The following is a 21,769-nucleotide window of genomic DNA, read 5'->3' on the forward strand; positions in this document are numbered from 1 at the left end:
AACGCGTGCGCGTCAGGCCTGGGTATTGATGCGCGAACCCAGCGTGCTGTCAATCGCCATCGGTGCCACGGATTGCATCAACGTTGCGACCGTATCGGCTTGCGCGTTCAACGCCTTCTTAAGCACGGTGGCCTGCACTTCCTGGACCACATTCGCGTCCTTCAAAGCCAGCGCGGTGTTGACGGTGTTGCTGATGGAATCCATGGTTTGTGTCCTTGTAGAGGAAAGCGTGTGGCAGGCAATACGGCTAAGCCGATGCGGCCTGGCCAAATCAAACATGTCGCATTATTACGCAGGTTTGCGGTTTTGGTGCAAAGAATTGTCGGTGTTTTGCGTGGCTGGGATGTGACAGCGTGAAGGCGTGGGTTGATGCCTGAGTGCATGCCTGAAGCGGTGCCTGATCAAGGCAGCGAGAGCAAAGCCAGGCTGATCAAGGTAAGGGCTGGGCAGGGCATTCCTTGACGACGCCCCAGCCCTGGTTCGGCTCGCACCATTGCCTGCGTGCTTCCCAGGCGCATTCCGGACGTTCAAAAAAGCCCCGCTCGGCGCAACGCGCCAATTCGCCTTTCAAGGTGTCGACCCAGGCCAAGGGGTTTTCCGCCGGAATCTCCGTGATGCGCAGCGTGGGCTGCGGCGCGGGTGTCGCGGGGGCGGCAGCGCCTGGCGTTGTGTTTGATGCCACGGGGGCAGTCGCCGTGGAAGCGTCGTTTGATGCGTCGCTTGAGGGCGCGCTTGAGGGGGCGCTAGGGGGGGCGTCGGATGCCGGTCTCGACGGCGGATCCTCATGCGGCGCCTTGACGGGCATCGGGTTCGAAGACGGCGCGGGCTGCGCGCTTGGTGCCGACACAGGCGTTGGCGCCGTGGTCTCCCAATCGCTGGGGGCTTCATCGGCGGGCAACAGGGGCAAACGTGTCAGCGGCACGCGGCCCGAGCTGGCGGACGTCGCGCCAGGGCCGGTGATGCCATTGTTCGGCGCGTTCCACGACACCACCAGCAGCACCAGCGCGGCATAGATGGCCAAGGTGTACAGCACGGTCAACGTCGCTGAACCGACCCGGCGCCCGGTAATCGGCGCGGCATCGTCACGGCCCAACAAGGCGCGCCAGCCAACCAGCGCGGCGCCCGGCGCCGAAATAAGCGCCCAGCCAATGCGGCGCATACAGCTCGGCTCGGGCTGCGGGGGCAGGGGCGGCGGCGCAATGGCCTGCACCTGGGCGGCCAACAATTCGCGCAATGCGCGGTTCTCTTCGCGCAGACGCCGGGTCTGCGCATCATCGACCGGTGCCGTGGCATCTGGATCCGTCGTGCTGTCGTACTGCGTAGCGAAAGGATCGGGGGGCGTGGCGGTCATGGGGCTGAAAAATATAGATACAAAAGCGGTGCGACGGCAATTATGAAGTAAGCGGCAAGTACCTCAAAAGGGGAATAGCGTGGAAAAAGTGCGGTTTGGTGAGGATTCGCCGGCAGGTTGCCGGCCAAGCCTACTCAAGGATGGCGTAGCTGACGTGCGGTTCGTAGGTAAATCGTTGAATCCGAAGCTTGTTCAAGCCCAGCTTTTCCATCACCGCCAGCGTCTCGCCCGGCCAGGTGCGATTGTTCAACTCGTCGAAGACGATGACACCGCCCTTCGGCATGCGCGGCACAAAGTGTTCAAGACAGATCTTGGTCGGCTCGTACAGGTCCAGGTCCAGGTGCAACAGTGACACCACGGTCTGTGGTTCGCGCGCCAGATAGCGGGGTACGCTTTCGGCGACATCTCCCTTTACCAATTCGACCTTCTGAATGTGCCCGATGAAGCGGTTCCCATCGAAGAGTTCGATCGCGCGTTGCAGGTCGTTGAAGCTGTCTGCTTCATACCCGTTGATGCGGCGTTCGGTCGTCTGGATCACTGCATGCTGGTCCTGCTCGGCTATACCCGAAAAGCCCGAGAACGTATCGAAGCCGACGATGCGCCGTTGCAGGTTGACGGGTTCAAGCGTGGCGCTCAACTGCGCGAACGTCATCAGGCCGCCACCCCAGTTCACGCCGCATTCCATGATGTCGCCCTGCACATGCAGCGCCATCTTGAAGAGTTCGGACAAGCACAGAAAGCGCGCGATGCTCTGGCGCGGAACAAAACAGGGGAAATTCTCCAGCTTCTCAACGGCGCTGCCGCGCGCGGCGGCAAACAGATCGCCCAACTCGGCGCGGTAATTGACTTCGCGGCTCGTGCTGCGGCCGTCCTGGCGAAAGCGGGAGGGGTCGGTGGTGTCGTTCATGCGGCTGCGTTCTCGGCTTCTTGCTTGCGGCGTTGCTGGGCGTTGTGGCCCAGGTAGTCCACGTAAAAGATGTTGGTGCGGTCGCCAGTGGGAAAGCGCTGGCGGCGGTACTCCGCATCAGCCAGATCGGTGATGCGCAGTTGTGTGGTCCAGCGGATCTGTTGGCCCAGGTTGGGAGTGCTGCGATGCAGGAGCATCTGCTTGAAGATGACGATATCGCCCCGTGCGGCTGTGATTGTTTCCGGCGTGTCGGTGACTTCGACGTCCAGGCTCAGATCGCGTTGCAAGAACGGCACGTAGGGCGCAATCACTTTCTCGCTGATGCGCTTGAACGGATAGAGACCGCGCTTGTGGCTGCCAGGGATGACCTGGATGGTGCCGGACGCCAGGTTGACGTCCTGGAACGGAATCCACAACGTGACGGCATTTTCCGATCCCAGCAGGTAGAGCGAATCCTGGTGCCAGGCAAACAGGTGACGCGAGTCTGCCGGCTTGTCCAGGCGCATGTTGCAGCACCCCATCAATGAGGGATGTGCCAGGCCTAGATCGCGGCACAGGTCATGGACGGCCGGGCTGCCCGACATCCGCGACAGGGCGGGCAGGTACTTCAGGCGGTCATACAACAACGATTGCGTGGCCGGCTCCAGCTCGTATTGGCCGAAGTCGCGCGGGTTGAATTGCGGTCCGACGATGCGCTGGCCCAGTTCGGCCAGCTGCGTTTCCAGCTCGATGAGTTCGCCGTGCTTCCAGAAGTCCTTCAGGACGAGGTAGCCGTCCTCTTCAAAGCGTTCCCGCTGCGTGGTGCTCATGATGTTCCTACTGTTCTCTCGTTGCGTCAGGCGACTTCAGGCGCCCGTTTCTTCACGCCAGCCCAGCACCTTCATCGGGTTGCCGCCCTGTATCGAAAACGCAGCCACCTCGCCGCGTACGATGGAGCCCGCGGCAATCACGCATCCTTCGCGCAGGATCGCGCCATCCAGCAGCACGCAGTTGGCGCCGATCCAGACGTCATCCTCGATGACGATGCCGCCCTTGCTTGGCCGGAAGCCCTGTTCACGAATCGGTACATCGCGGCGGCGGAACTCGTGATTGGCGGGGGCGAACGTGCAGTTCGCGGCAACCGCCACGCGCGCGCCCATGCGAATGCCGTGGCCCGTATACAGCACACAGCCCGAATTGATCACGCACTCCGGGCCGATCTCGACATCGCCTGAGCCGCCGGCGGGCTTGATCTTCACGAAGGCATCCACGACGGCCTTCGGGCCGATCACAATGCGCGTGCCGCGTGTGGAGTCTTCAATATCGGCCAGGGGTGACACGCGTGCAGTGGGGTCGATCAGGATCATGGCGTTGGCTCGATCGGCGGTTCAGGCCTTGCGGCGCAGGAAGCCGTCCGGCGCGGACGTGACCAGCAGGCGGTCTTCCACCGAGCGGTCGATTTCAAACTCGGGGTGCTGCTTGATCCATTCCCACACGGCGGTCTTGGGGTTGTTGCCCTTGCCCCAGTGACGGCCCGGCCATTCGTAGTCGGCCGGCATGTCTTCCACGAAGGTGTCGAAGACCACGCAGTAGCTGCCGACGCTGACCAGGTCGGCGTAGGCATTCAGTTCCGCCAGCACGTGGTCGTGCGTGTGGTTCGAATCCAGGCAGACCATGATGTTCTTCTTGCCCTCGGCATGCGCGCGCACTTGCGCGATGGTCGCGGGATCAATGCTGGAGCCTTCGATCAGGTGGATACGCTGCGCCAGCGGATGGGCTTCGATGGCCTTGCGGTTGTGCTCGCGGATCTCGATGTCCACGCCCACCACGTCGCCCGCTCCCAGCAATTGCAGCATGGACGCCGACAGCATCAACGAGCCGCCGTGCGCAATGCCGGTTTCGATGATCAGGTCCGGCTTTACGGCCCAGATCAGCTCTTGCATGGCCATGGCGTCCATGGGCAGTTGGATCAGTGGACGCCCGGCCCACGAGAAGTTGTTCATGTACTTGCGTTCCAGCGCCATTTGGCGCCACGCAATGGACAGCTCGCGGAATTCCTGGTCGGTGGCGAAGCCGGCAATGCGGGCCTGCTTTTCCCGGCGGTATTCGGGGTGCGCGTCGGGCGTGGTTTCAAGGTAGGACATTCAGATTCCTTTGTGCAGGCGGTACTGCTCGAGAAAATTCGGGAAATAGTCAGAGAAGGCGCGCGGGGCAGCCCCGCAAAGCGCCTGGATGCGGGTCACGTCGACATCGGCAAAGGTCCATTCGGGAGCGCCCGGTTCAACGGTGCAGCGATAGCCCAGCGTCTCGCGCAGCCAGTGCGCCACGTCGCAGTTGGCAATGCCCATGCCATGGGCAACGTTGTAGATGCCGCTGGCCGCCGGCGACAGGGCGATGGCCAAAATTTGCGACACCGCGTCGTCAACGTAGAGATAGTCCTTGCAGGACGAAAGCGAGGTGCGCAGTGTGACGCCGTTGCCGCGTGCGCCTTCTTCCAGCAATTGGTCGATAAAGCTGTCCGGCGTGTCACGCAAGCCCACGATATTGGACAGGCGCGCAACCTTTGCGCCCGCGCGACCCCCGTGCAGGCACAATGATTCGCCCATCAGCTTGGACAGGTTGTACAGGTCGCTCGGGTCGTTCGGGTTGACGGCAAGCGTTGCCGTTTCGCGAGTGTCGCAGGATCCGGCATAGACGCGAGTGCTGGACAGATAGGTCAGGCTGTCGAAGTCAGCATCGGCCAGCAAGGTGCGAAGCAGGCAGACATGCGCTTCCACGGTCTCAAGCGGACGGCTCCGAAAATCCGAAGTCAGGCCGATTGCATAGATCACATGACCCAAGGGTCGGCTTAGCAGGTCAGCATCGCCTCGAGGCGGGGCGTTGTACGGCACGCCGTCCGCCCGCAAGCGCGCGACCAGGTGCCGGCCGATAAAGCCCGACGCGCCCAGGACGGTGACCTGTCGATGGCTCATGCGGACGGGCTGCTTTCAATGGACAGCGAAGGAATGGCCGTGACCAGCTTGGCGTGCCATTCGCGGCGGGCGTAATCCAGTTGCTCGGAAACTTCTGCCTTCAGGTTCCAGGGCAGGATCAGGATGTACTCGGGCTTGTCTTCGCGCAACCGGGCTTCCGTGACGATCGGGATATGGCTGCCGGGCAGGTACTTCTCCTGCTTGGCGGGGTTCAGATCCACCACGTAGGCAAGCAGATCGGGGCGCACACCCGCAAAGTTCAACAGCGTGTTGCCCTTGGCAGCCGCGCCGTAGGCCGCGATGCGCTTGCCACCTCGACGCAGTTCCACCAGAAACGCCAGCAGATCGTTCTTGATGCGCTCGGCCTCTTGCTGAAAGCGCGAATAGAACTCGGGGGCGGTCATGCCGGCCTGATTTTCCAGGGCCAGGATGCGCTCGACATTGTCGCTGACGGCATGCCGGCCGGTGTCGGCCCGCTGCGCGAAAACGCGCAGGCTGCCGCCGTGCGTGCCCAACTGCTCGACATCGAAGACGGACAAGCCATTGGATTCGAAGATGCGCGACACAGCCGTCAACGACAGATACGAATAGTGTTCGTGATACGCCGTATCGAACTGGCTTTCCTGCACCATGCGCAGCAGATGCGGAAACTCGAAGGTCGCCACGCCTTGCGGCTTGAGCAACGCCGTAAAACCCGACACGAAATCGTTGATGTCGGGCACGTGAGCCAGCACGTTATTGGCTGCAATCAGGTCGGCCGCACGGCCTTGCTCGGCAAGCTCATCACCCAGCGCCACGCCAAAGAAGCGTTGCACGATATCGATGCCACGCTCACGCGCGGCCTGCGCCGTGCTGGCCGTGGGCTCCACGCCATAGCACGGTACGCCGGCCGCTTTCACGTACTGCAACAGATAGCCGTCATTGGCGGCAATCTCGGTCACCATGCTGTCGGCGCCGAGTCCGAAACGGCTGATCATCTTATCGACGTACTGGCGCGAATGCGCCAACCACGACGATGAGAACGAGCTGAAGTAGGCGTAGTCGTCGGTGAACAATGCCTCGCGTCCCGCATGATCTTCGGTCTGGACCAGCCAGCACGATTCGCATACCAGGATGCGCAGCGGAAACCACGTCTCGGGGCCGCGCAGTGCGGCCTCGGTCAGATAGGCGTTGGACGGCGGCGCATGGCCGAGGTCCAGGAAAGGAAGGCGCAAGTCGGCCTGGCAATGGCGGCACTTCACAGTGCGACTCCAGAAAATGCAGTGTCCAGGCGGGGGTGTTGCTGATCGCGCTCGGACACCAGGGTCAGGGGTAACGGCCAGGCGATGCCCACGCGGGCATCCTGGAAGTGCAGGCCGGCTTCGGCCTGCGGTGAATAGGGGGCGGAATGGCAATACAGCATTTCCGCGTCGTCAGTCAGTGTCTGAAAGCCGTGGGCAAAGCCCTCGGGAATCAGCAGGGCGCGACCGTTGTCGGCGCTTAAACGCTCGGCGTGCCACTGCAGGAAAGTGGGCGAGCTAGCGCGTAGATCCACGGCGACATCCCAGACGGCGCCACGGATGCAGCTGACCAGCTTCATCTCGGCGTGTGGCGGCAGCTGATAATGCATGCCGCGTATCGTGCCGGCCTGCGCGGTATAGGTGTGGTTGACCTGCTCAACAGCACGTTGCCAGCCGCAGGCTCGCAAGTCGCCCGCATCGAATAGGCGCGCCAGAAAGCCCCGCGCATCGCCACGAGGGTGGCGCTGTATGACCTTCAAATCGGCCAAAGGTGTATCGATGACGTCCAGGCTCATGGCCGCCCCTCGTAGTCGTCGATGTCGGCGTGGCACAACGCCAGTGCGTGTTCGCCCGCGTCAAAGCGGCGATACCACTGCATGCTGCGCGTGACGCCGTGCGCCAGCGGCCAGCGCGGAGCCACATTCAAAACGGCTCTTGCCTTGGACGTGTCCAGCGTCAGCAAACCGGCTTCGTGCGGACCTTCGACCTGTTCAGCGTAAACGGTCCGGCCGCGTCCGTACGCAGCCTGCGCGATGTCCACCACTGTCCGCACGGATGCGGCTTCTGCGGCATCCGGGCCAAAGTTGAACGGGCCGGCAAGCACGGGTTGGTCCCACAACGCCTGCGCCAGCATCAGATAGCCCGCCAACGGCTCCAGCACATGCTGCCAAGGCCGTACGGCGTCGGGACGGCGAATGTGCAGATCGCCGTCGTCGCGCCAGGCACGAACGGCATCGGGCAGCAAGCGATCCACTGACCAGTCACCACCGCCGATGACGTTGCCGGCGCGGGCCGTGGCCACGGCGACGCCTTGCGCCTGAAGGAAGGCATCCCGATACGATGCGATGACCAATTCGCTGGCCGCTTTGCTGGCGCTGTAGGGATCGTGCCCGCCCAGCGTGTCGCTTTCGCGATACGGGTATAGCCGTTCGTTGTTGCGATAGACCTTGTCGGTCGTGATCATGACGGCAACGCGCGCGGACGGCACCGCGCGCAGTGCGTCCAGCAGGTGTGCCGTGCCCATGATGTTGGTCGCAAAGGTATCCAGCGGGGCGGCGTAGCTGGGGCGCACCAGCGCTTGTGCGGCCAGATGCAGCACGACGTCGGGTCGGGCGGCCAGCACGATGTCGCGTAGCGAGGCGGCATCGCGGATGTCGGCATGACGGCTGTCGATCAGCTTGGCGACGCCGGCGGACTGGTACAGGCTGGGTTGGGTGCAGGGCGGCAACGCCACCCCCGTCACCCGGGCGCCCAAGCGGTGCAACCACAGCGCCAGCCAGCTGCCCTTGAAGCCTGTGTGGCCGGTCAGCAGGACGCGCTTGCCGCGCCAGAACGCGGTGGAGGGACTCACCAGACTTTCCATGGCGCCTTGCCCGTGCTCCACAGCGATTCAAGTAGATTTTTCTCTCGCAGCGTGTCCATGGGTTGCCAGAAACCCAGATGCTCGAAGGCATGCAACTGGCCTTCGCGGCTCAGGGTCTCAAGCGGGCCGGCTTCCCAGGTGGTGTCGTCGTCCTCGATCAGGGAAAGCACGCTAGGCGACAGCACAAAAAAGCCGCCGTTGATGAGGCCGCCGTCACCACGCGGTTTTTCCGTGAATCCAGTGACCCGGTCGCCGTCCCGGCGCAGCGCGCCATAGCGTCCGGGCGGCTGCACGGCGGTGACCGTGGCCGCCTTGCCATGCTGGCGATGAAAGGCGACCAGTGCGCTGATGTCAATATCCGCCACGCCGTCGCCATAGGTGAAGCAGAATGCCTCGTCTTCCTTCACATAGTCGGCCACGCGCTTGAGGCGGCCTCCCGTCATGGTCGTTTCACCGGTGTCCACCAACGTCACGCGCCAGGGTTCGGCCTTGCGCTGGTGCACTTCCATGCGGTTATCGGCCATGTCGAAGGTCACATCCGACATGTGCAGGAAGTAGTTGGCGAAGTACTCCTTGATCATGTAGCCCTTGTAGCCGCAGCAGATCACGAAGTCGTTCACGCCATGGGCGGAATAGGTTTTCATGATGTGCCACAGAATGGGCCGCCCGCCGATTTCGATCATCGGCTTGGGACGCGTGTGCGTTTCTTCGGAGATACGGGTGCCCAGGCCCCCGGCGAGGATGATGGCTTTCATGCTTGGGACTCGCACCAGGTGTTGAACATGCCGCGCAGCGCGGCTTCGAATTTGCGGGCGAATGCGGGTTCGTCCATCAAGGGGCTGGCGTGCATTTCTTCACGCAAGCCGGCGCGCAGAGCGGCTAGTGCTGGCAAATCACTGGCCAGCGCAACCACTTTCTCGATGTATTCCTCCTCCGTTTGGGCTATCCACTCAGGGTGCCCGACTCCGTGCAACACGGACGAACCAATTCGGCCCACGCTTGGGCGGTCCGCAAGCGTGACAAAGGGGACGCCCATGTATAGCGATTCCACCAAGGTCACTCCTGAATTGTGGGGGAAGCAATCGAGGCCGATGTCCATGTTCCTCAGAGTGTCCCAAGGTGGGCTGTGGCATCCGATGGCGAGACGGCTGCGGTCGACGCCTTGGCTCTCAAAGCGAGTGATCAATTCTTCCTGCATGGCGATATCGCGATAGCTATTGCTGTCCACGACCAACCGAGCCAGAGGCAAGCGGCCAAGGATTGTGGCCCAGACGCGAATTGTTCGACTGTTCATCCGAATGGCCCGGGTCAGGCTTCCCAGCGTTACATGGCCCGAGGATAGCGCCGGGAGCGAACCGTATTCACCCATGCTATTGCCGGGTCGATAAATGAAGTTCGTGTTGGTTAGGCGCCAGGGCTTCTCAGCGAAAAGTTCTTCGCTGCCCCCGGGTGCCATCGCCTCGTCGGTCAGGATGTAGTCGATCGCCGATACCCCGGTGGTGTACCCATAACCAAGCCACGTCATCGACACTGGCGCTGGCTTACGTGCAAATACGGCCAGTCGATTTCCAGCAGTATGTCCGGCAACATCGATCAATATGTCGATCTGATCGGCGCGGATTCGGTCGGCGAGTTCGGTGTCGGCTAGGGGAGCCGTCGGCACCCAATGATCGAAGTACTGCTTGAACCGGGTGGTGGCTTCGTCCTCCATCGTCAACTCCGCATACGCGGTTAGCTCGAAGGCTTCACGGTTCAAATGCGTCAGTAGCGGCTCGATGAAGCAATTGCCTGAATGCTGCCGGAAATCAGGCGACGTAAAGCCGACTTTCAGCTTGCGATGGAGCTGGTGTGAGTTCTTGTGCGGTCGCCAGGTGTTGCGCAGGGGCAGGCAGTAGCTCTGATCGTAGGCCTGGTACGCCTGATAGACTTCTTGCGCGCTGACCGAGGGAGCATAGTTCAAGGCAAACAGTAAGTTGTTGTTTGCGGCCAGGGACTTCGGCGCACGCTCGACTGCATTGCGGGCTGCCGCAATGGCTCCTTCCGCGTCGCCGCTATCGATAAGTATTTTGCTCAGATTGGCGAGTGCTTTCTGCAAATTGGGATCAATCTCTAGCGCGCGCAGGCACGAGGCCTTGGCCTCTTGGTATCGCCGTTCAGTATTCAGGGCATCGGCCAAAGCTGCATGCGCGTGGGCATCTGCTGGAGCCAATTCAACAGCACGCCGACCGGCACTTATCGCCTCCGAGGTTCGCTCCAATTGGCTGAAGCAGACTGCCAGCGTGATATAGCTTTGGGCGTGGTTGGGCTGCAACTCCAACATTCGCAGCGTGGCCACCAATGCCTGCGCAGGACGCCGCGTGTTGCACAGCGTAATGGCAAGCGCTTCCCATGCGTCGAAAAATTTCGGTGCGAGCTTGGTAAGCGTGCGCGCAAGCGGTTCAGACTCCGAATAGGCGTTACGCGTCATCGCTTGGTTCAGACGCTGAGCCTGAGAGAGAAGGCTCGCTGGCGGATGCACGGAGGGCTGGGGCTTGAGCCGTCCAGTCAGCCATATTCGCGCAAGCGCGTCGACGAACAGCCCCGCGTAGTGGCCCCTGCCTTCGCTCTCTATCAGGCCCGCCTCTAGAAGTGCATGCCAGGATTCGGCGGACCCCTCCATCAACGCAAATCGCTTGATCAACGATAGGACGTCATTCAAATCACCTGTGCCTAGGTTGGAATATGCAGGGTCGGCGGCGACTGACTCGAGCGATTCCTGTAGAGACTGGCCAGAGGACAGCGTGCCCAAGAGCGCGCGCTGCGCATCATTGAACACCAAGCGCAAAGGTTCATGCCAGAGATTGAACAGGGGAACGTCGGTATTCGTTGGGGGGATGCACCGCAGTGGTCGAAAGACGGTGTCCATTTGGTCGTAGGGGGCCGGGCCGAGGCAGAAATGGGCAAGGTCCGCTTCCACCAACGTCTTCAAACACTTGCTCAACGACTTTTGCAGAGTCGTCTCATCCTTGACCGCGCCACGAATCAACTCCTTAAGGATCGTCGCATAGGGCAGGGCGCTGGGCCACGCACGGCCAAGTACTGTCAACAGCTCGATCATGACGGGATCCGTGGTCACAAGTCCACGGCCCAGATGCGTGACATAGGAAACAGCTGAATCGGATCCTCTAGCGGCCAATCTGATCAGGCCGCTCGCCCAGCTCAAATCAGCGAAACGAGACAACTCCGGCGCCGTCAAAACCTCCTGTTCGCGGTCCTGCGAAACCAACAGACTCTGGCGAAAACCTCGTCCACTGGAAAAATCCAGATATTGCTGACGGATAGGTCGCGGCTGTCCCATGCTAAGCAAACTATGGGACAGCGACACGTTCTGCCCAAGTTCCAGAGGGATTTCGCTCAATGGGTCTGCGTCACCTACGTAAGCCAAGCCCGCTTGGGTCGCTTGTCCGGCAAACTCGATGAAGTACTTGGGCGAACACGCCAAAAGGCGTGCGGCTTCGTCAGTTTCGAGTCCATTCGCGATTTGCGCAGCTATTGCTCCAACGGAAGCGCCCATAGGATTGGTCTGGGCCAACCCTTCCTTGAATAGAGTCAGTGCCGCGCGGGCGCCGGCCTTGACTTCGGCCTCTGTCGTGGCGGAATGCGTGTGCAGCAAAATGGCGTCGCGCACGACCTCCAGACCTTTGGCGCCCGGATAGGTTCGGTAGTCCACGTACAGCAAACCCAACGGGGACAGCAGCCTCTTGCAATGTTCCAGAAGGGCATGCGCCTGCGCTGCGGGCAGGCTGTCATACAGTGCAGGGACAATAATGTAATCGAATGGCTCGATGTCTGCGGGCAGTTGAGCGAGGTCAGAGACGCTCAGAGTGACATTCGTAAGTCCTAGTTCGTCCAGACGCCGCCGACCCAGTTCGATCTGGTCGGAGCGCGTATCTAGCCCGATAACGCAGGCGGCGGCGTTGGCCAGCGCGAATGGAAGAAGCCCGTCCGCGGCACCGCAGTTCAGCATCAGTACGCGAGCGTGTTTAAGGGGAGAGGTCGGTACTCCATACAGGTGAGCGACGGCACGCAGATGTAGTGGTGAATGGCTGGGGGTCAAATGGCCAGGGCTGTCTGCCGTCTGACGTTGCGTGGGGGCCGGAGTCAACATAGGAGGATGAACAGGATCAAGGCTGGGAATAATTAGCAGATTCTATGAACAAGCCAGTCCCGTCATTTTGGCAAGCAGCGTTCAAATTCACCTCCAGTTCGGGTGCATCCATTCTCTTGAAAGCGCTTTTCCGACCAGGTGAGCCCTTCTCTTGCGCGTCAACGATAGCTATTCCTACAAACGAAAAAAACCCGCCGAGAGGCGGGTTCTTGGGGCGGCCAGCGTAGGATGCGAAGGTTCCCGCGCTGGCCGGTAGCCGGAAAAGCCGGAGCTTTCCCAACCGAATGTACCGTGCGGCGAATTAACGCAGCAGCGACAGAACCGTTTGCGGCACTTGGTTGGCTTGCGCCAGAACCGAGGTACCAGCTTGTTGCAGGATCTGAGCCTTGGACATGTTCGACACTTCCGTGGCGTAGTCGGCGTCTTGAATACGCGAACGAGCGTTGGACAGGTTGTTGACCACGTTGTTCAGGTTCGAGATCGTCGATTCCAGACGGTTCTGCACAGCACCCAGTTCGCCGGTCAGCTTGTCCAGCTTCGTGAAGGCCGCGTCCAGCGTCTTCATCGGGTCGGTGGTCTTGGTGCCCTTGCTGGTGTCTTCCGTGGTCAGCTTGCCGGAGCTGTTGACCTTGGCTTCTGCGCCAATCTTCGGCTCGTAGTCACCCGTGCCCGTGCCGCCCTTGACAGTGGTCTTGCCCGTGTTGGGGTCCACGTTGTAGATAGTCGTGTAGTTCAGGGTGCGGGTCAGCGTGCCCTTATCGTCGACGTAGGCGATGCTGCCGCCAGCGGACGTGCCGCCGGTGAAGGTCACCGTCGCTGCGGTGATGCCGCTGCCCAGGGTGACCGTGTTGCCGCCGGCGGCGGCGTTAGCCTTGAAGTTCGCCAGCAGGGCGTCCTTGGTGATCGTGTCGGTGAACCACAGTCGGCCAGCCGTGCTGTTCTTGTACGTCTTGCCGCCGATGTCGACCGAGGCGGTGTTGACGGGCGAGCTTGCTGCCGTGCGCAGGACCAGATCCAGCTTCGCTGCGGTGCCGCTGGCGTTGTTGGTGGTCAGGTTGCCCGAGGCGTCCATGAAGGCGGCTTGGCCACCGATGGACACGTCGCCGTTGGCGTCAACGGTGAACTCCGTGGAGCCCGAAGTACCGTTGTTGTACGTGCCGGTGACGGTGCCCGTGCCCGGCTTGATCGAGGTGGCCAGCGTGTTGATGGCAGCAGCGTCCGAGGCGCTGTTGTTCGTGAACGTGAAGTTCTTGTTGTCGGCGTCGTACGTATAGGTCGTATCGTTACCAGCCGCGACGCTGACACGGACGGTGTTGCCATTTTCCAGGCGGCCGAAAACGTCGTCAGCCTTGATGGCGGTGTGCGTCGTGGTAACGGTCCATTCGTTGGTGCCCGTGGCCGCGCCACCAGCAGCTTGCAGATCCGACGCCGTAGCCGAACGGTTTTGGGTCACGCCCGAGCCGTTGACGTTGAAGCCGTCCAGACCCAGCGTCTTGACGCTGATTTCCGACAGGTTCAGGGTGATCGTTTCGCCGTCGTTGGCGCCAACTTGCAGCGTCAGGGGCTTGGCCGAATCCGACAGAACCTTCACGCCGTTGAAGTCGGTTTGTTGCGAGATGCGGTCGATGTCCGACAGACGTTGGTTGATTTCGTCTTGCATCGAGTTCAGCTGTTCTTGCGAGTAGCTGCCGTTCGAAGCTTGCACCGACAGTTCGCGAACACGTTGCAGGTGGGTGTTGACTTCGGAGGCGGCGCCTTCCGTCGTCTGAGCCAGCGAGATACCGTCGTTGGCGTTACGAGCGGCTTGGGTCAGGCCCTTGACGTTCGCGGTGAAGCGGTTGGCAATGGCCATACCGGCGGCGTCGTCCTTGGCGCTGTTGATGCGCAGGCCCGACGACAGGCGTTCGATGGCGGTACCCAGGGACGATTGCGACTTGTTCAGGTTGTTCTGAGCAACGAGCGACAAGTAGTTGGTGTTGATAACTGCAGCCATGTTTAGGCTCCCAAGAGAGAAAGGCTTCTTCAAACCGGGCAGCGGGGCCGCCCATCGTGTTAACGGGAGAATTCGCTTTCTTGCGTCTTCGAATTTCTCTGTTGTCAGGATTACGGCAGTCGCAAATCAATCTTTAGCCCTATTTCGCGAAAGTCGAATTTATTGTTGTATCCGTCGAACGATGGATGTTGCGTGGCGTGGCCCGCGCTGGCTGTAGGTCTCTATGAATGGAAACGGGCGCCAGTTCGTCACTGAGCGCCCGTTCTTGTCTTGTGCTGGGAGCAGCCGCGCTATCGCAACTTCTTCCTATATATAGGCATCAAATAATCTGCGCGATCTGCCCTTCCAGCGGCAGTTCCTGCCAGGCCATCTCTTTCAACTTCGCCCGGATCCGCGCGGTCGCCTGTGACCTCAACTGGCACACCCGTGCCTCGGTCACATTCATGATGGCGCCGATCTCTTTCAAGTTCAGCCCCTGCTCGTAACACAGCGACAGCAACAATTTTTCGCGATCAGGCAACGCGTCAATCGCCTGCACCAGCGCCTGGCGGAAATCGCCGGCCAATAGCGCATCCAGCGGGTTGCCGCCGGCCGAGCCGTGGTTGAGCGTGGCGGTCCAGTCCGATTGGCCGGAGGCGGAGTCGGGTTCGGTGGTGAAGTCTTCGTAATGCACGATCTGCACGCCTTGGGCGTCGTGCAGCAGGGATTGGTATTCGCCGATCGGCATTTCAAGCTGGGCGGCGATCTCGGCTTCCGAGGGCGCGCGCATCAGGCGCTGTTCAAGCTGCTGGATGGCTTGTTCGATCTTGCGCGCCTTGGTGCGGACGCTGCGCGGCAGCCAGTCCTGGCCGCGTAGCTCGTCCAGCATCGCGCCACGGATACGGGTCGTGGCGTAGGTCTCGAATTGGGCGTCTGCGGTTTCCTGATAGCGCCTTACGGCGTCAAGCAGGCCGATCATGCCGGCCTGTATCAGGTCGTCGAGCTCAACACTGGCGGGTAGCCGTGCGAGCAATTGCAGGGCCAGCTTCCGCACTAGCGGGGCATATTCGACCAAGCTGTCATCTGCGTGGGGCATTGCGGGAATGTCAGGCTGTGTCCATCGTGACGCATCGTCGGACGTTGTCAATTTGCGACATTGTCGACAAACGCGCGGCTGCGCTAAAGCGACCAGGATTGAGTGATCGGCAAGGTGTCATTGTCGGCACTACACAACATTTCATTCGCGGAAGTACGCAATGTTTTGAATGCTTATTTGCCAAATTGACGTAAATTCGTCACGAGTTTCTATGTCAATGTGTATCTAAACTCACAGGTTGCGCAATATCAACAAAGATTTGTCATATAAGTCATAGAAAATGACATCACCTGTGGTAAATTTTACTTAAATTGCGAACAAATAATACATTTCGCATTAAAACAGGATGCAGCAGCATTCAGGCGCTCTTAAGGCGCCGGTGCTTTTGGTCATAGAAGCCCCCGTGGGTGGGATTTGGGATAGGGAGTAGGGCGTGCAACAAGTCGAAAATTCATTGCTGGCAGACATTCGCGAAGTGAATCTGTCATATCTGTTACTTGCGCAACGTATGTTGCGTGATGACTACGCAGCATCAATGTTCCGTTTGGGATTCAGCAACGAAGTTGCCGACATCCTGATGCGTTTGTCGCCGGCGCAATTGGTGAAGCTGGCCAGCTCCAGCTCGCTGCTGTGCCGGTTCCGCTTTGATGATTACAGCCTGCTGTCCGCGCTGACCCGCGACGTGCTGGGTGGTGCGCTGCAACAAGCCCACGCTACGATCCTGTTGGCCAAGCAACCTGTAGAAGAACTGGCCTGACGGCCGCTCGATCACCCACTCGGACTCTGCAATGGCCTCCAAAAGCGTATCTCAGGAAGCGGACGACATTCTGCTTGCCAGCTCCATGATTACTTTGGGAGCTCGGTTACAGGTCCTGGAGGCGGAAACCAGCCTCAGCCACGACCGCCTCGCACGCTTGTATCGTGAAATTCGTGGTTGCTCGCCACCCAAAGGCATGCTGCCGTTCTCGGTTGACTGGTTCATGACCTGGTTGCCGAACATCCATTCGTCGCTGTTCTATAACGTGTATTCGTTCCTGAACGCGCGCACCAGCAGCAAGGGCATGCGCGCCACCATCGACGCCTATCGCCTGTACCTGGAAAACGCCGGCCTTGATACGGCCGAAAGCACCGAGCCGGTACTGAGCTTCACCCGCGCCTGGATGCTCGTGCGTTTCTTTGATAGCGGCATGTTGCAACTGTCCGCCTGCCGCCAGTGCGGCGGCCATTTCATTGCCCACGCCCATGATCCGCAATCGGATTTTGTTTGCGCGATCTGCCGTCCGCCCCCTCGCGCCGGCAAGACGCGCGCAGCGGCCAAAGCGCGCGCCGGCACCCGTCCCGCGCCTCTCTTCGGCGACGCCCGTCCCTGACCGGGCCGGCGCAGTTTGCGTCCAAATACATCAAAAGCCCTGGAAAACTCCCCGTAACCCGCCTTTTTGGGTCGGGGGGAACAGGGGATCATTGACGCTAGTTTTAGACTTCGTTGGCAGGGGCCTGATGTGTTGATTGTTATCGGTTTTCTCGTGGTGATCGTGTCGGTCGTCGGCAGCTTCATAGCGCTGGGCGGCCACTTGGGCGCGCTTTACCAGCCCTTCGAGCTGACGCTGATCTTTGGTGCGGCCTTTGGGGCTTTTCTGGCCGGCAACAGCAAAAAGTCGCTGATGCTGGTGAAGGCGGCGCTGCCCGACGCGCTGAAAAGTTCGCGCTACAGCAAAGACGTGTACATGGAGCTGATGGCTCTCTTGTATGTGTTGCTGAACAAAGCGCGTCGTGAAGGCCTGATGGCCATCGAATCGCATATTGAAGACCCGGCGTCCAGCCCGATCTTCAGCGAATATCCTCGCATCGCCAAAGACGCGAAGCTCATGGAGTTCATTACGGACTACCTGCGCATCATGATCAGCGGCAACATGAGCTCGTTTGAAATCGAAACGCTCATGGACGAGGAAATCGAGACCTATCGCCATGAACGGGAAGTGCCCGCGCATGCGCTGCAGCAGATGGCCGACGGCCTGCCGGCCTTCGGTATCGTGGCCGCGGTGCTGGGCGTGATCAAGGCGCTGGCCGCCGTGGACCAGCCGCCCGCCATTCTGGGCGACCTGATCTCCAAGGCCATGGTCGGCACGTTCCTGGGGATTCTGCTGGCGTATGGCTTCGTGGGGCCGCTGGCTTCGCGGGTTGAGCGCCGCAACGACGAAGCCATGAAAGTGCTGGAATGCATCAAGACCACGTTGCTGGCCAGCATGAACGGCTACCCGCCCCAACTGGCGGTGGAATTTGGCCGCAAGGTGCTGTTCTCGTCCGTGCGTCCGACCTTTGGTGAGCTGGAAGAGCACGTCCGGCAAACCAAGTCGACCGGCAAGGCCTGACGGAGCGGGCCATGAGCACGGTAAACAATCACCGTGTGGTGATCCGCCGCAAGAAGGTCAAGGGCGGCGGACACCACGGCGGAAGCTGGAAAATCGCCTACGCCGACTTCATCACCGCGATGATGGCGTTCTTTCTGGTGCTGTGGCTGATCAGCATCGTGCCACGCGAAGAACTCAAGGGCATCGCGGAATATTTCCGCATGCCCCTGCGCGTGGCGATCACGGGCGGGCCCAGCAGCTCGGCCGAGACCAGCGCGGTGCCGGGCGGCGGGCGCGACCCCTTGCGCAGCGAAGGCGATGTGCGCAAAGGCCAGGGCAACCGGGTTGAATCCCAGCCCATGGGCGACGCCGAACGGCGCGAGCAGCACCGCCTGGAAAACCTGAAAAAGCGCCTTGAGAACGTCATCGAGACCAGCCCCGTCCTGAAAAGCTTCAGGCCGCAACTGCTGATCGACCTGACGACGGAAGGCCTGCGCATTCAGATCATCGACAACCAGAACCGCCCCATGTTCGCGACCGGCCGCGCCGAAGTGCAGTCGTACATGCGCGACATTCTGCGCGAGCTGGGACCGGTGCTGAATGAACTGCCCAACAAGGTCAGCATCTCGGGCCACACCGACGCCTCGCAGTACGCGCGCGGCGAACGTGCCTATAGCAACTGGGAATTGTCGGCGGACCGCGCCAATGCCTCGCGCCAGGAATTGGTGGCCGGCGGCATGAACGAAAGCAAGGTCATGCGCATCCAGGGTCTGTCTTCCAGCATGAGTCTGGTTAAAGATGATCCGTATGCAGCCGTTAATAGACGTATCAGCCTCGTGGTGCTCAATATGAACACCCAGAAGCGCATCGAAAGCGAGAACGCCGCCGCGGCGGACATCAGTGCCAAAGATGCCCGCGAGGTGGGGACGGCCGTGGAGGCGGCGCAAGCCGCCGTCCAGGCCGCGACGGCAACCAATCAAGGCGAAGCGGCAAATGCGCCGCCGGTTCAGGGGGTTCGATAGCAATGGCGGCAACGATTCTGGTGGCGGACGACTCGGCGACGATGCGCATGATCGTCCAGGCGACGTTGACGGGCGCGGGATGGAAGGTGTTGACGGCCGGCAACGGCCAGGAAGCGCTGGATGTGGCCAAGAGCCACCCGGTGGACCTGGTGGTCAGCGACTGGAACATGCCCGTCAAGGGCGGGCTGGAGCTGATCCAGGGCCTGCGTGAACTGGACCAGTACCTGGATGTGCCGGTGCTGGTGCTGACCACCGAAGACGATGTGGATAGCAAAATGGCCGCTCGGGATCTGGGCGTTTGTGGCTGGCTGTCCAAGCCGGTCGACCCCGATGTGCTGGTGGAATTGGCGACCGAGCTGCTCGATGAGCAGGCCGGCGCGTAAAGCAGGTTCATTTATGAAGGCGTACGGGTCATGAGTTCTGGTTTGGACCTCAGTCAGTTTTACGAGACCTTTTTCGATGAGGCGGACGAGCTGCTCGCGCAGATGGAGCAGCTGCTGCTTGAACTCGACGTGGGTTCTCCCGATATCGAACAGCTCAATGCCATCTTCCGCGCGGCCCACTCCATCAAGGGCGGCGCGGCGACATTCGGCTGTTTTACGCAGTTGGCGGGTACCACCCACCTGCTTGAAAACCTTCTGGACGCAATCCGCCGTGGCGAAATGGCGCTGCGTACGGACATGATTGATATTTTCTTGGAAACGAAAGACGTGCTCAAAAGCCAACTGGATGCCTATCGGGCCTCCGAAGAGCCCGATGAAGCCGTGTTTGAGCGTATCTGCGCCGTCTTGAGGCAGTTGGCGCTGGAGCATAAGGACCCCGCCGCGGCCGTGGCCGCGCCGGCGGCGCCTGCTCCCGTGGCTGCTCCGGCTCCCGCGCCCGCGCCTGTCGTGGCTGCTCCGGCCCCCGCGCCCGAACCCGAACCCCAACCCGTCACGCAGGCCGCCGCCGCCGGCGACTTGCCGCTCAAAGTCAGGATCACCAAGGTGTCCGACAAGGACGCGGCGTCCCTGCTTGAAGAAATGGGCAACCTGGGCAACGTGCGCGCAAGCGAACGTGCCAATGGCGCCCTGACCGTGTGGATGGACAGCACCTGCACGCCGGACGACATTGAAGCGGTGTGTTGCTTCATTGTGGATGGTGACCAGCTTTCCATCAGCCGCGAAGCCGCACCCGCCGCCCAGGCCACCACCCCGGTGGCCGAGCCGGTGGCAACTGCCCCCGCGCCGGTGGCAGCGCCTGCGCCTGCGCCCGTAGCGGCAGAGCCCGTGCCGACGGTGGCGGATACCGTCGCAGCGGCCGAGGCCATCACGCAAGCCGCTGCCCGCGCATCGCGTCCGGCGGCACCCGCGCACGCCGACAAGGAATCCACCTCCATTCGTGTGGGCGTGGAAAAAGTCGACCAGGTGATCAACCTGGTGGGCGAACTGGTCATCACGCAGGCCATGCTGGCGCAAACGGCCTCCACGCTGGACCCCGTCCTGCACGACCGCCTGCTCAACGGCATGGAACAGTTGGAACGCAACGCCCGTGACCTGCAGGAAGCGGTGATGTCCATCCGCATGATGCCGATGGACTACGTGTTCAGCCGCTTTCCGCGTCTGGTGCGCGACATTGCCGGCAAGATGGGCAAGCAGATCGAACTGCAAACCTACGGCCGCGCCACCGAGCTGGACAAGAGCCTGATCGAACGCATCATCGACCCGCTGACGCACTTGGTGCGCAACAGCCTGGACCACGGTATCGAAACGCCCGAAAAGCGTATCGCCGCGGGCAAGGATCCGGTCGGTCAACTGGTGTTGTCCGCGCAACACAACGGCGGCAACATCGTGATCGAAGTCAGCGATGACGGCGGCGGCCTGAGCCGCGAAAAGATCCTGAAGAAGGCCATGGCCCAGGGCATGGCCGTCAACGAGAATTCGCCTGACGATGAAATCTGGCAACTGATTTTCGCGCCGGGTTTCTCCACCGCCGAAAAGGTCACGGACATCTCGGGCCGTGGCGTGGGCATGGACGTGGTGCGCCGGAACATCCAGGACATGGGTGGCCATGTGCAGTTGTCGTGCGAGCCGGGCAACGGCACCACGACGCGCATCGTGCTGCCGCTGACGCTGGCCATTCTGGACGGCATGTCGGTGCGCGTGGGTGAAGAAACCTTCATCCTGCCGCTGAACCATGTAACGGAATCGCTGCAACCCACCAACGACCAGATCTACTCGGTGGCGGGTAACGAGCGCGTGATGCATGTGCGTGGCGAATACCTGCCGCTGGTGGAAATGCATCGTGTGTTCTCGGTCAGCCAGGCGCAGACCGATCCCACGCAGGCCATCGCCGTCATCATGCAGGCCGAAGACCGCCGTTTTGCGCTGTTGGTGGATCACCTGATCGGCCAGCACCAGGTGGTGGTGAAGAATCTTGAGTCCAACTACCGCAAGGTTCCCGGCATCTCGGCGGCCACCATCCTGGGTGATGGCAGCGTGGCCCTGATTGTTGACGTATTTGCGCTTGCGCGCGCCAACCGTGAACGTTGGTCGCAGCCCGAAGCCATTTTGAATTGATGGAGCATTAAAAATCATGGCAGCCAAACCGCAAGCGCAATCCGCGCGCAACGAAGATGTCGGCAGCGAATTCCTCGTCTTCACGCTGGGCGACGAAGAGTACGGCATCGACATCCTGAAAGTGCAGGAAATCCGGGGCTACGACGCCGACACGGTGACTCGCATCGCCAACGTTCCGACCTTCATCAAGGGCGTGACGAACCTGCGCGGCATCATCGTTCCCATCGTCGACCTGCGTATCAAGTTCAACCTGGGCCGCGTTGACTACAACGAGCAGACCGTCGTCATCATCCTCAACCTGGATCGCCGCGTGGTCGGCATCGTGGTTGATGGCGTGTCCGACGTGCTGATGTTGAACGCCGGCCAGATTCGTCCGGCGCCGGAATTCGGCGCCACCTTGTCGACCGAATACCTGACCGGTCTGGGCACGGTGGACGAGCGCATGCTCATCCTGGTCGATATCGAAAAGATGATGACCAGCGACGAAATGGCGCTGGTGGAGAAGGTCGCCTCCTGATCGGAGTTTGACCGGAACGCGGGGTAGAGGCGCCATAT

At 61.2% G+C, this 21,769-nt stretch carries 21 protein-coding genes; 7 read left to right on the plus strand and 14 right to left on the minus strand.

All coding sequences use genetic code 11. The annotated features are described in order from the left end of the window. Positions 1-12: 12 nt before the first annotated feature. The 14 genes from CVS48_RS16695 to CVS48_RS16760 all read right to left on the minus strand — a co-directional run bounded on the left by CVS48_RS16695 (position 13) and on the right by CVS48_RS16760 (position 15,286). Positions 13-204 carry a putative motility protein gene (locus CVS48_RS16695; RefSeq protein ID WP_100855408.1) on the minus strand — a complete coding sequence of 64 codons (192 nt, stop codon included), beginning with the start codon at positions 202-204 and terminating at the stop codon, positions 13-15. 226 nt (positions 205-430) lie between these two features. Next, positions 431-1,351: a hypothetical protein gene (locus CVS48_RS16700; protein ID WP_100855409.1), complete on the minus strand. Its 921-nt coding sequence runs from the start codon at positions 1,349-1,351 to the stop codon at positions 431-433. Between the two features lie 130 nt (positions 1,352-1,481). After that, positions 1,482-2,258: a TylF/MycF/NovP-related O-methyltransferase gene (locus tag CVS48_RS16705; RefSeq protein ID WP_100855410.1), complete on the minus strand. Its 777-nt coding sequence runs from the start codon at positions 2,256-2,258 to the stop codon at positions 1,482-1,484. Continuing rightward, the gene (locus CVS48_RS16710) at positions 2,255-3,067 is read right to left on the minus strand and encodes a phytanoyl-CoA dioxygenase family protein (protein ID WP_100855411.1); all 813 of its coding nucleotides are present in this window, start codon (positions 3,065-3,067) and stop codon (positions 2,255-2,257) included. Before CVS48_RS16710 ends, CVS48_RS16705 begins: the two co-directional genes overlap by 4 nt. 36 nt (positions 3,068-3,103) lie before the next feature. Further along, complete coding sequence (locus CVS48_RS16715) at positions 3,104-3,604, minus strand: acyltransferase (RefSeq protein WP_100855412.1); 501 nt, start codon at positions 3,602-3,604, stop codon at positions 3,104-3,106. Positions 3,605-3,625: 21 nt separating this feature from the next. Beyond that, positions 3,626-4,381 (minus strand): cephalosporin hydroxylase family protein, encoded by a 756-nt coding sequence (locus tag CVS48_RS16720; protein ID WP_100855413.1) that lies wholly within the window; start codon positions 4,379-4,381, stop codon positions 3,626-3,628. Continuing rightward, positions 4,382-5,209: an NAD-dependent epimerase/dehydratase family protein gene (locus tag CVS48_RS16725; RefSeq protein ID WP_100855414.1), complete on the minus strand. Its 828-nt coding sequence runs from the start codon at positions 5,207-5,209 to the stop codon at positions 4,382-4,384. Beyond that, complete coding sequence (locus tag CVS48_RS16730; RefSeq protein ID WP_100855415.1) at positions 5,206-6,450, minus strand: class I SAM-dependent methyltransferase; 1,245 nt, start codon at positions 6,448-6,450, stop codon at positions 5,206-5,208. The genes CVS48_RS16725 and CVS48_RS16730 overlap by 4 nt, the downstream gene beginning before the upstream one ends. Further along, the gene (gene rfbC, locus CVS48_RS16735) at positions 6,447-7,004 is read right to left on the minus strand and encodes a dTDP-4-dehydrorhamnose 3,5-epimerase (RefSeq protein ID WP_100855416.1); all 558 of its coding nucleotides are present in this window, start codon (positions 7,002-7,004) and stop codon (positions 6,447-6,449) included. The genes CVS48_RS16730 and rfbC overlap by 4 nt, the downstream gene beginning before the upstream one ends. After that, positions 7,001-8,071: a CDP-glucose 4,6-dehydratase gene (gene rfbG / locus CVS48_RS16740; protein ID WP_100855417.1), complete on the minus strand. Its 1,071-nt coding sequence runs from the start codon at positions 8,069-8,071 to the stop codon at positions 7,001-7,003. The genes rfbC and rfbG overlap by 4 nt, the downstream gene beginning before the upstream one ends. Next, positions 8,056-8,826, minus strand: coding sequence for a glucose-1-phosphate cytidylyltransferase (rfbF, locus tag CVS48_RS16745; RefSeq protein WP_100855418.1), 771 nt, complete (start codon positions 8,824-8,826; stop codon positions 8,056-8,058). Before rfbF ends, rfbG begins: the two co-directional genes overlap by 16 nt. Further along, a complete protein-coding gene (locus CVS48_RS16750) occupies positions 8,823-12,218 on the minus strand; it encodes an O-linked N-acetylglucosamine transferase family protein (RefSeq protein WP_100855419.1) in 3,396 nt (1,131 codons plus the stop codon). Before CVS48_RS16750 ends, rfbF begins: the two co-directional genes overlap by 4 nt. Before the next feature lie 301 nt (positions 12,219-12,519). Beyond that, positions 12,520-14,211 (minus strand): flagellin N-terminal helical domain-containing protein, encoded by a 1,692-nt coding sequence (locus CVS48_RS16755; protein ID WP_100855420.1) that lies wholly within the window; start codon positions 14,209-14,211, stop codon positions 12,520-12,522. Positions 14,212-14,530: 319 nt separating this feature from the next. Then, positions 14,531-15,286, minus strand: coding sequence for an RNA polymerase sigma factor FliA (locus CVS48_RS16760; protein ID WP_050448970.1), 756 nt, complete (start codon positions 15,284-15,286; stop codon positions 14,531-14,533). A gap of 433 nt (positions 15,287-15,719) precedes the next feature. Here CVS48_RS16760 and flhD point away from each other — a divergent pair, with 433 nt between their 5' ends. The 7 genes from flhD to cheW all read left to right on the plus strand — a co-directional run bounded on the left by flhD (position 15,720) and on the right by cheW (position 21,731). Beyond that, a complete protein-coding gene (flhD, locus tag CVS48_RS16765) occupies positions 15,720-16,043 on the plus strand; it encodes a flagellar transcriptional regulator FlhD (protein WP_100855421.1) in 324 nt (107 codons plus the stop codon). 31 nt (positions 16,044-16,074) lie between these two features. Then, a complete protein-coding gene (flhC, locus tag CVS48_RS16770) occupies positions 16,075-16,656 on the plus strand; it encodes a flagellar transcriptional regulator FlhC (protein ID WP_100855422.1) in 582 nt (193 codons plus the stop codon). A gap of 129 nt (positions 16,657-16,785) precedes the next feature. Beyond that, entirely contained in the window at positions 16,786-17,655 is an 870-nt protein-coding gene (motA, locus tag CVS48_RS16775) for a flagellar motor stator protein MotA (RefSeq protein WP_100855423.1), read from the plus strand. Positions 17,656-17,666: 11 nt separating this feature from the next. Then, on the plus strand, positions 17,667-18,656 hold the full coding sequence (gene motB / locus CVS48_RS16780) for a flagellar motor protein MotB (RefSeq protein ID WP_100855424.1): 990 nt from the start codon (positions 17,667-17,669) through the stop codon (positions 18,654-18,656). A gap of 2 nt (positions 18,657-18,658) precedes the next feature. Beyond that, positions 18,659-19,039: a response regulator gene (locus tag CVS48_RS16785; protein WP_100855425.1), complete on the plus strand. Its 381-nt coding sequence runs from the start codon at positions 18,659-18,661 to the stop codon at positions 19,037-19,039. Between the two features lie 30 nt (positions 19,040-19,069). Continuing rightward, the gene (cheA, locus tag CVS48_RS16790; RefSeq protein WP_100855426.1) at positions 19,070-21,214 is read left to right on the plus strand and encodes a chemotaxis protein CheA; all 2,145 of its coding nucleotides are present in this window, start codon (positions 19,070-19,072) and stop codon (positions 21,212-21,214) included. 16 nt (positions 21,215-21,230) lie between these two features. Next, complete coding sequence (gene cheW / locus CVS48_RS16795; RefSeq protein WP_006219029.1) at positions 21,231-21,731, plus strand: chemotaxis protein CheW; 501 nt, start codon at positions 21,231-21,233, stop codon at positions 21,729-21,731. Positions 21,732-21,769: the final 38 nt, after the last annotated feature.

This window comes from Achromobacter spanius, assembly GCF_002812705.1.
Classification (GTDB): Bacteria; Pseudomonadota; Gammaproteobacteria; order Burkholderiales; family Burkholderiaceae_B; genus Achromobacter; species Achromobacter spanius.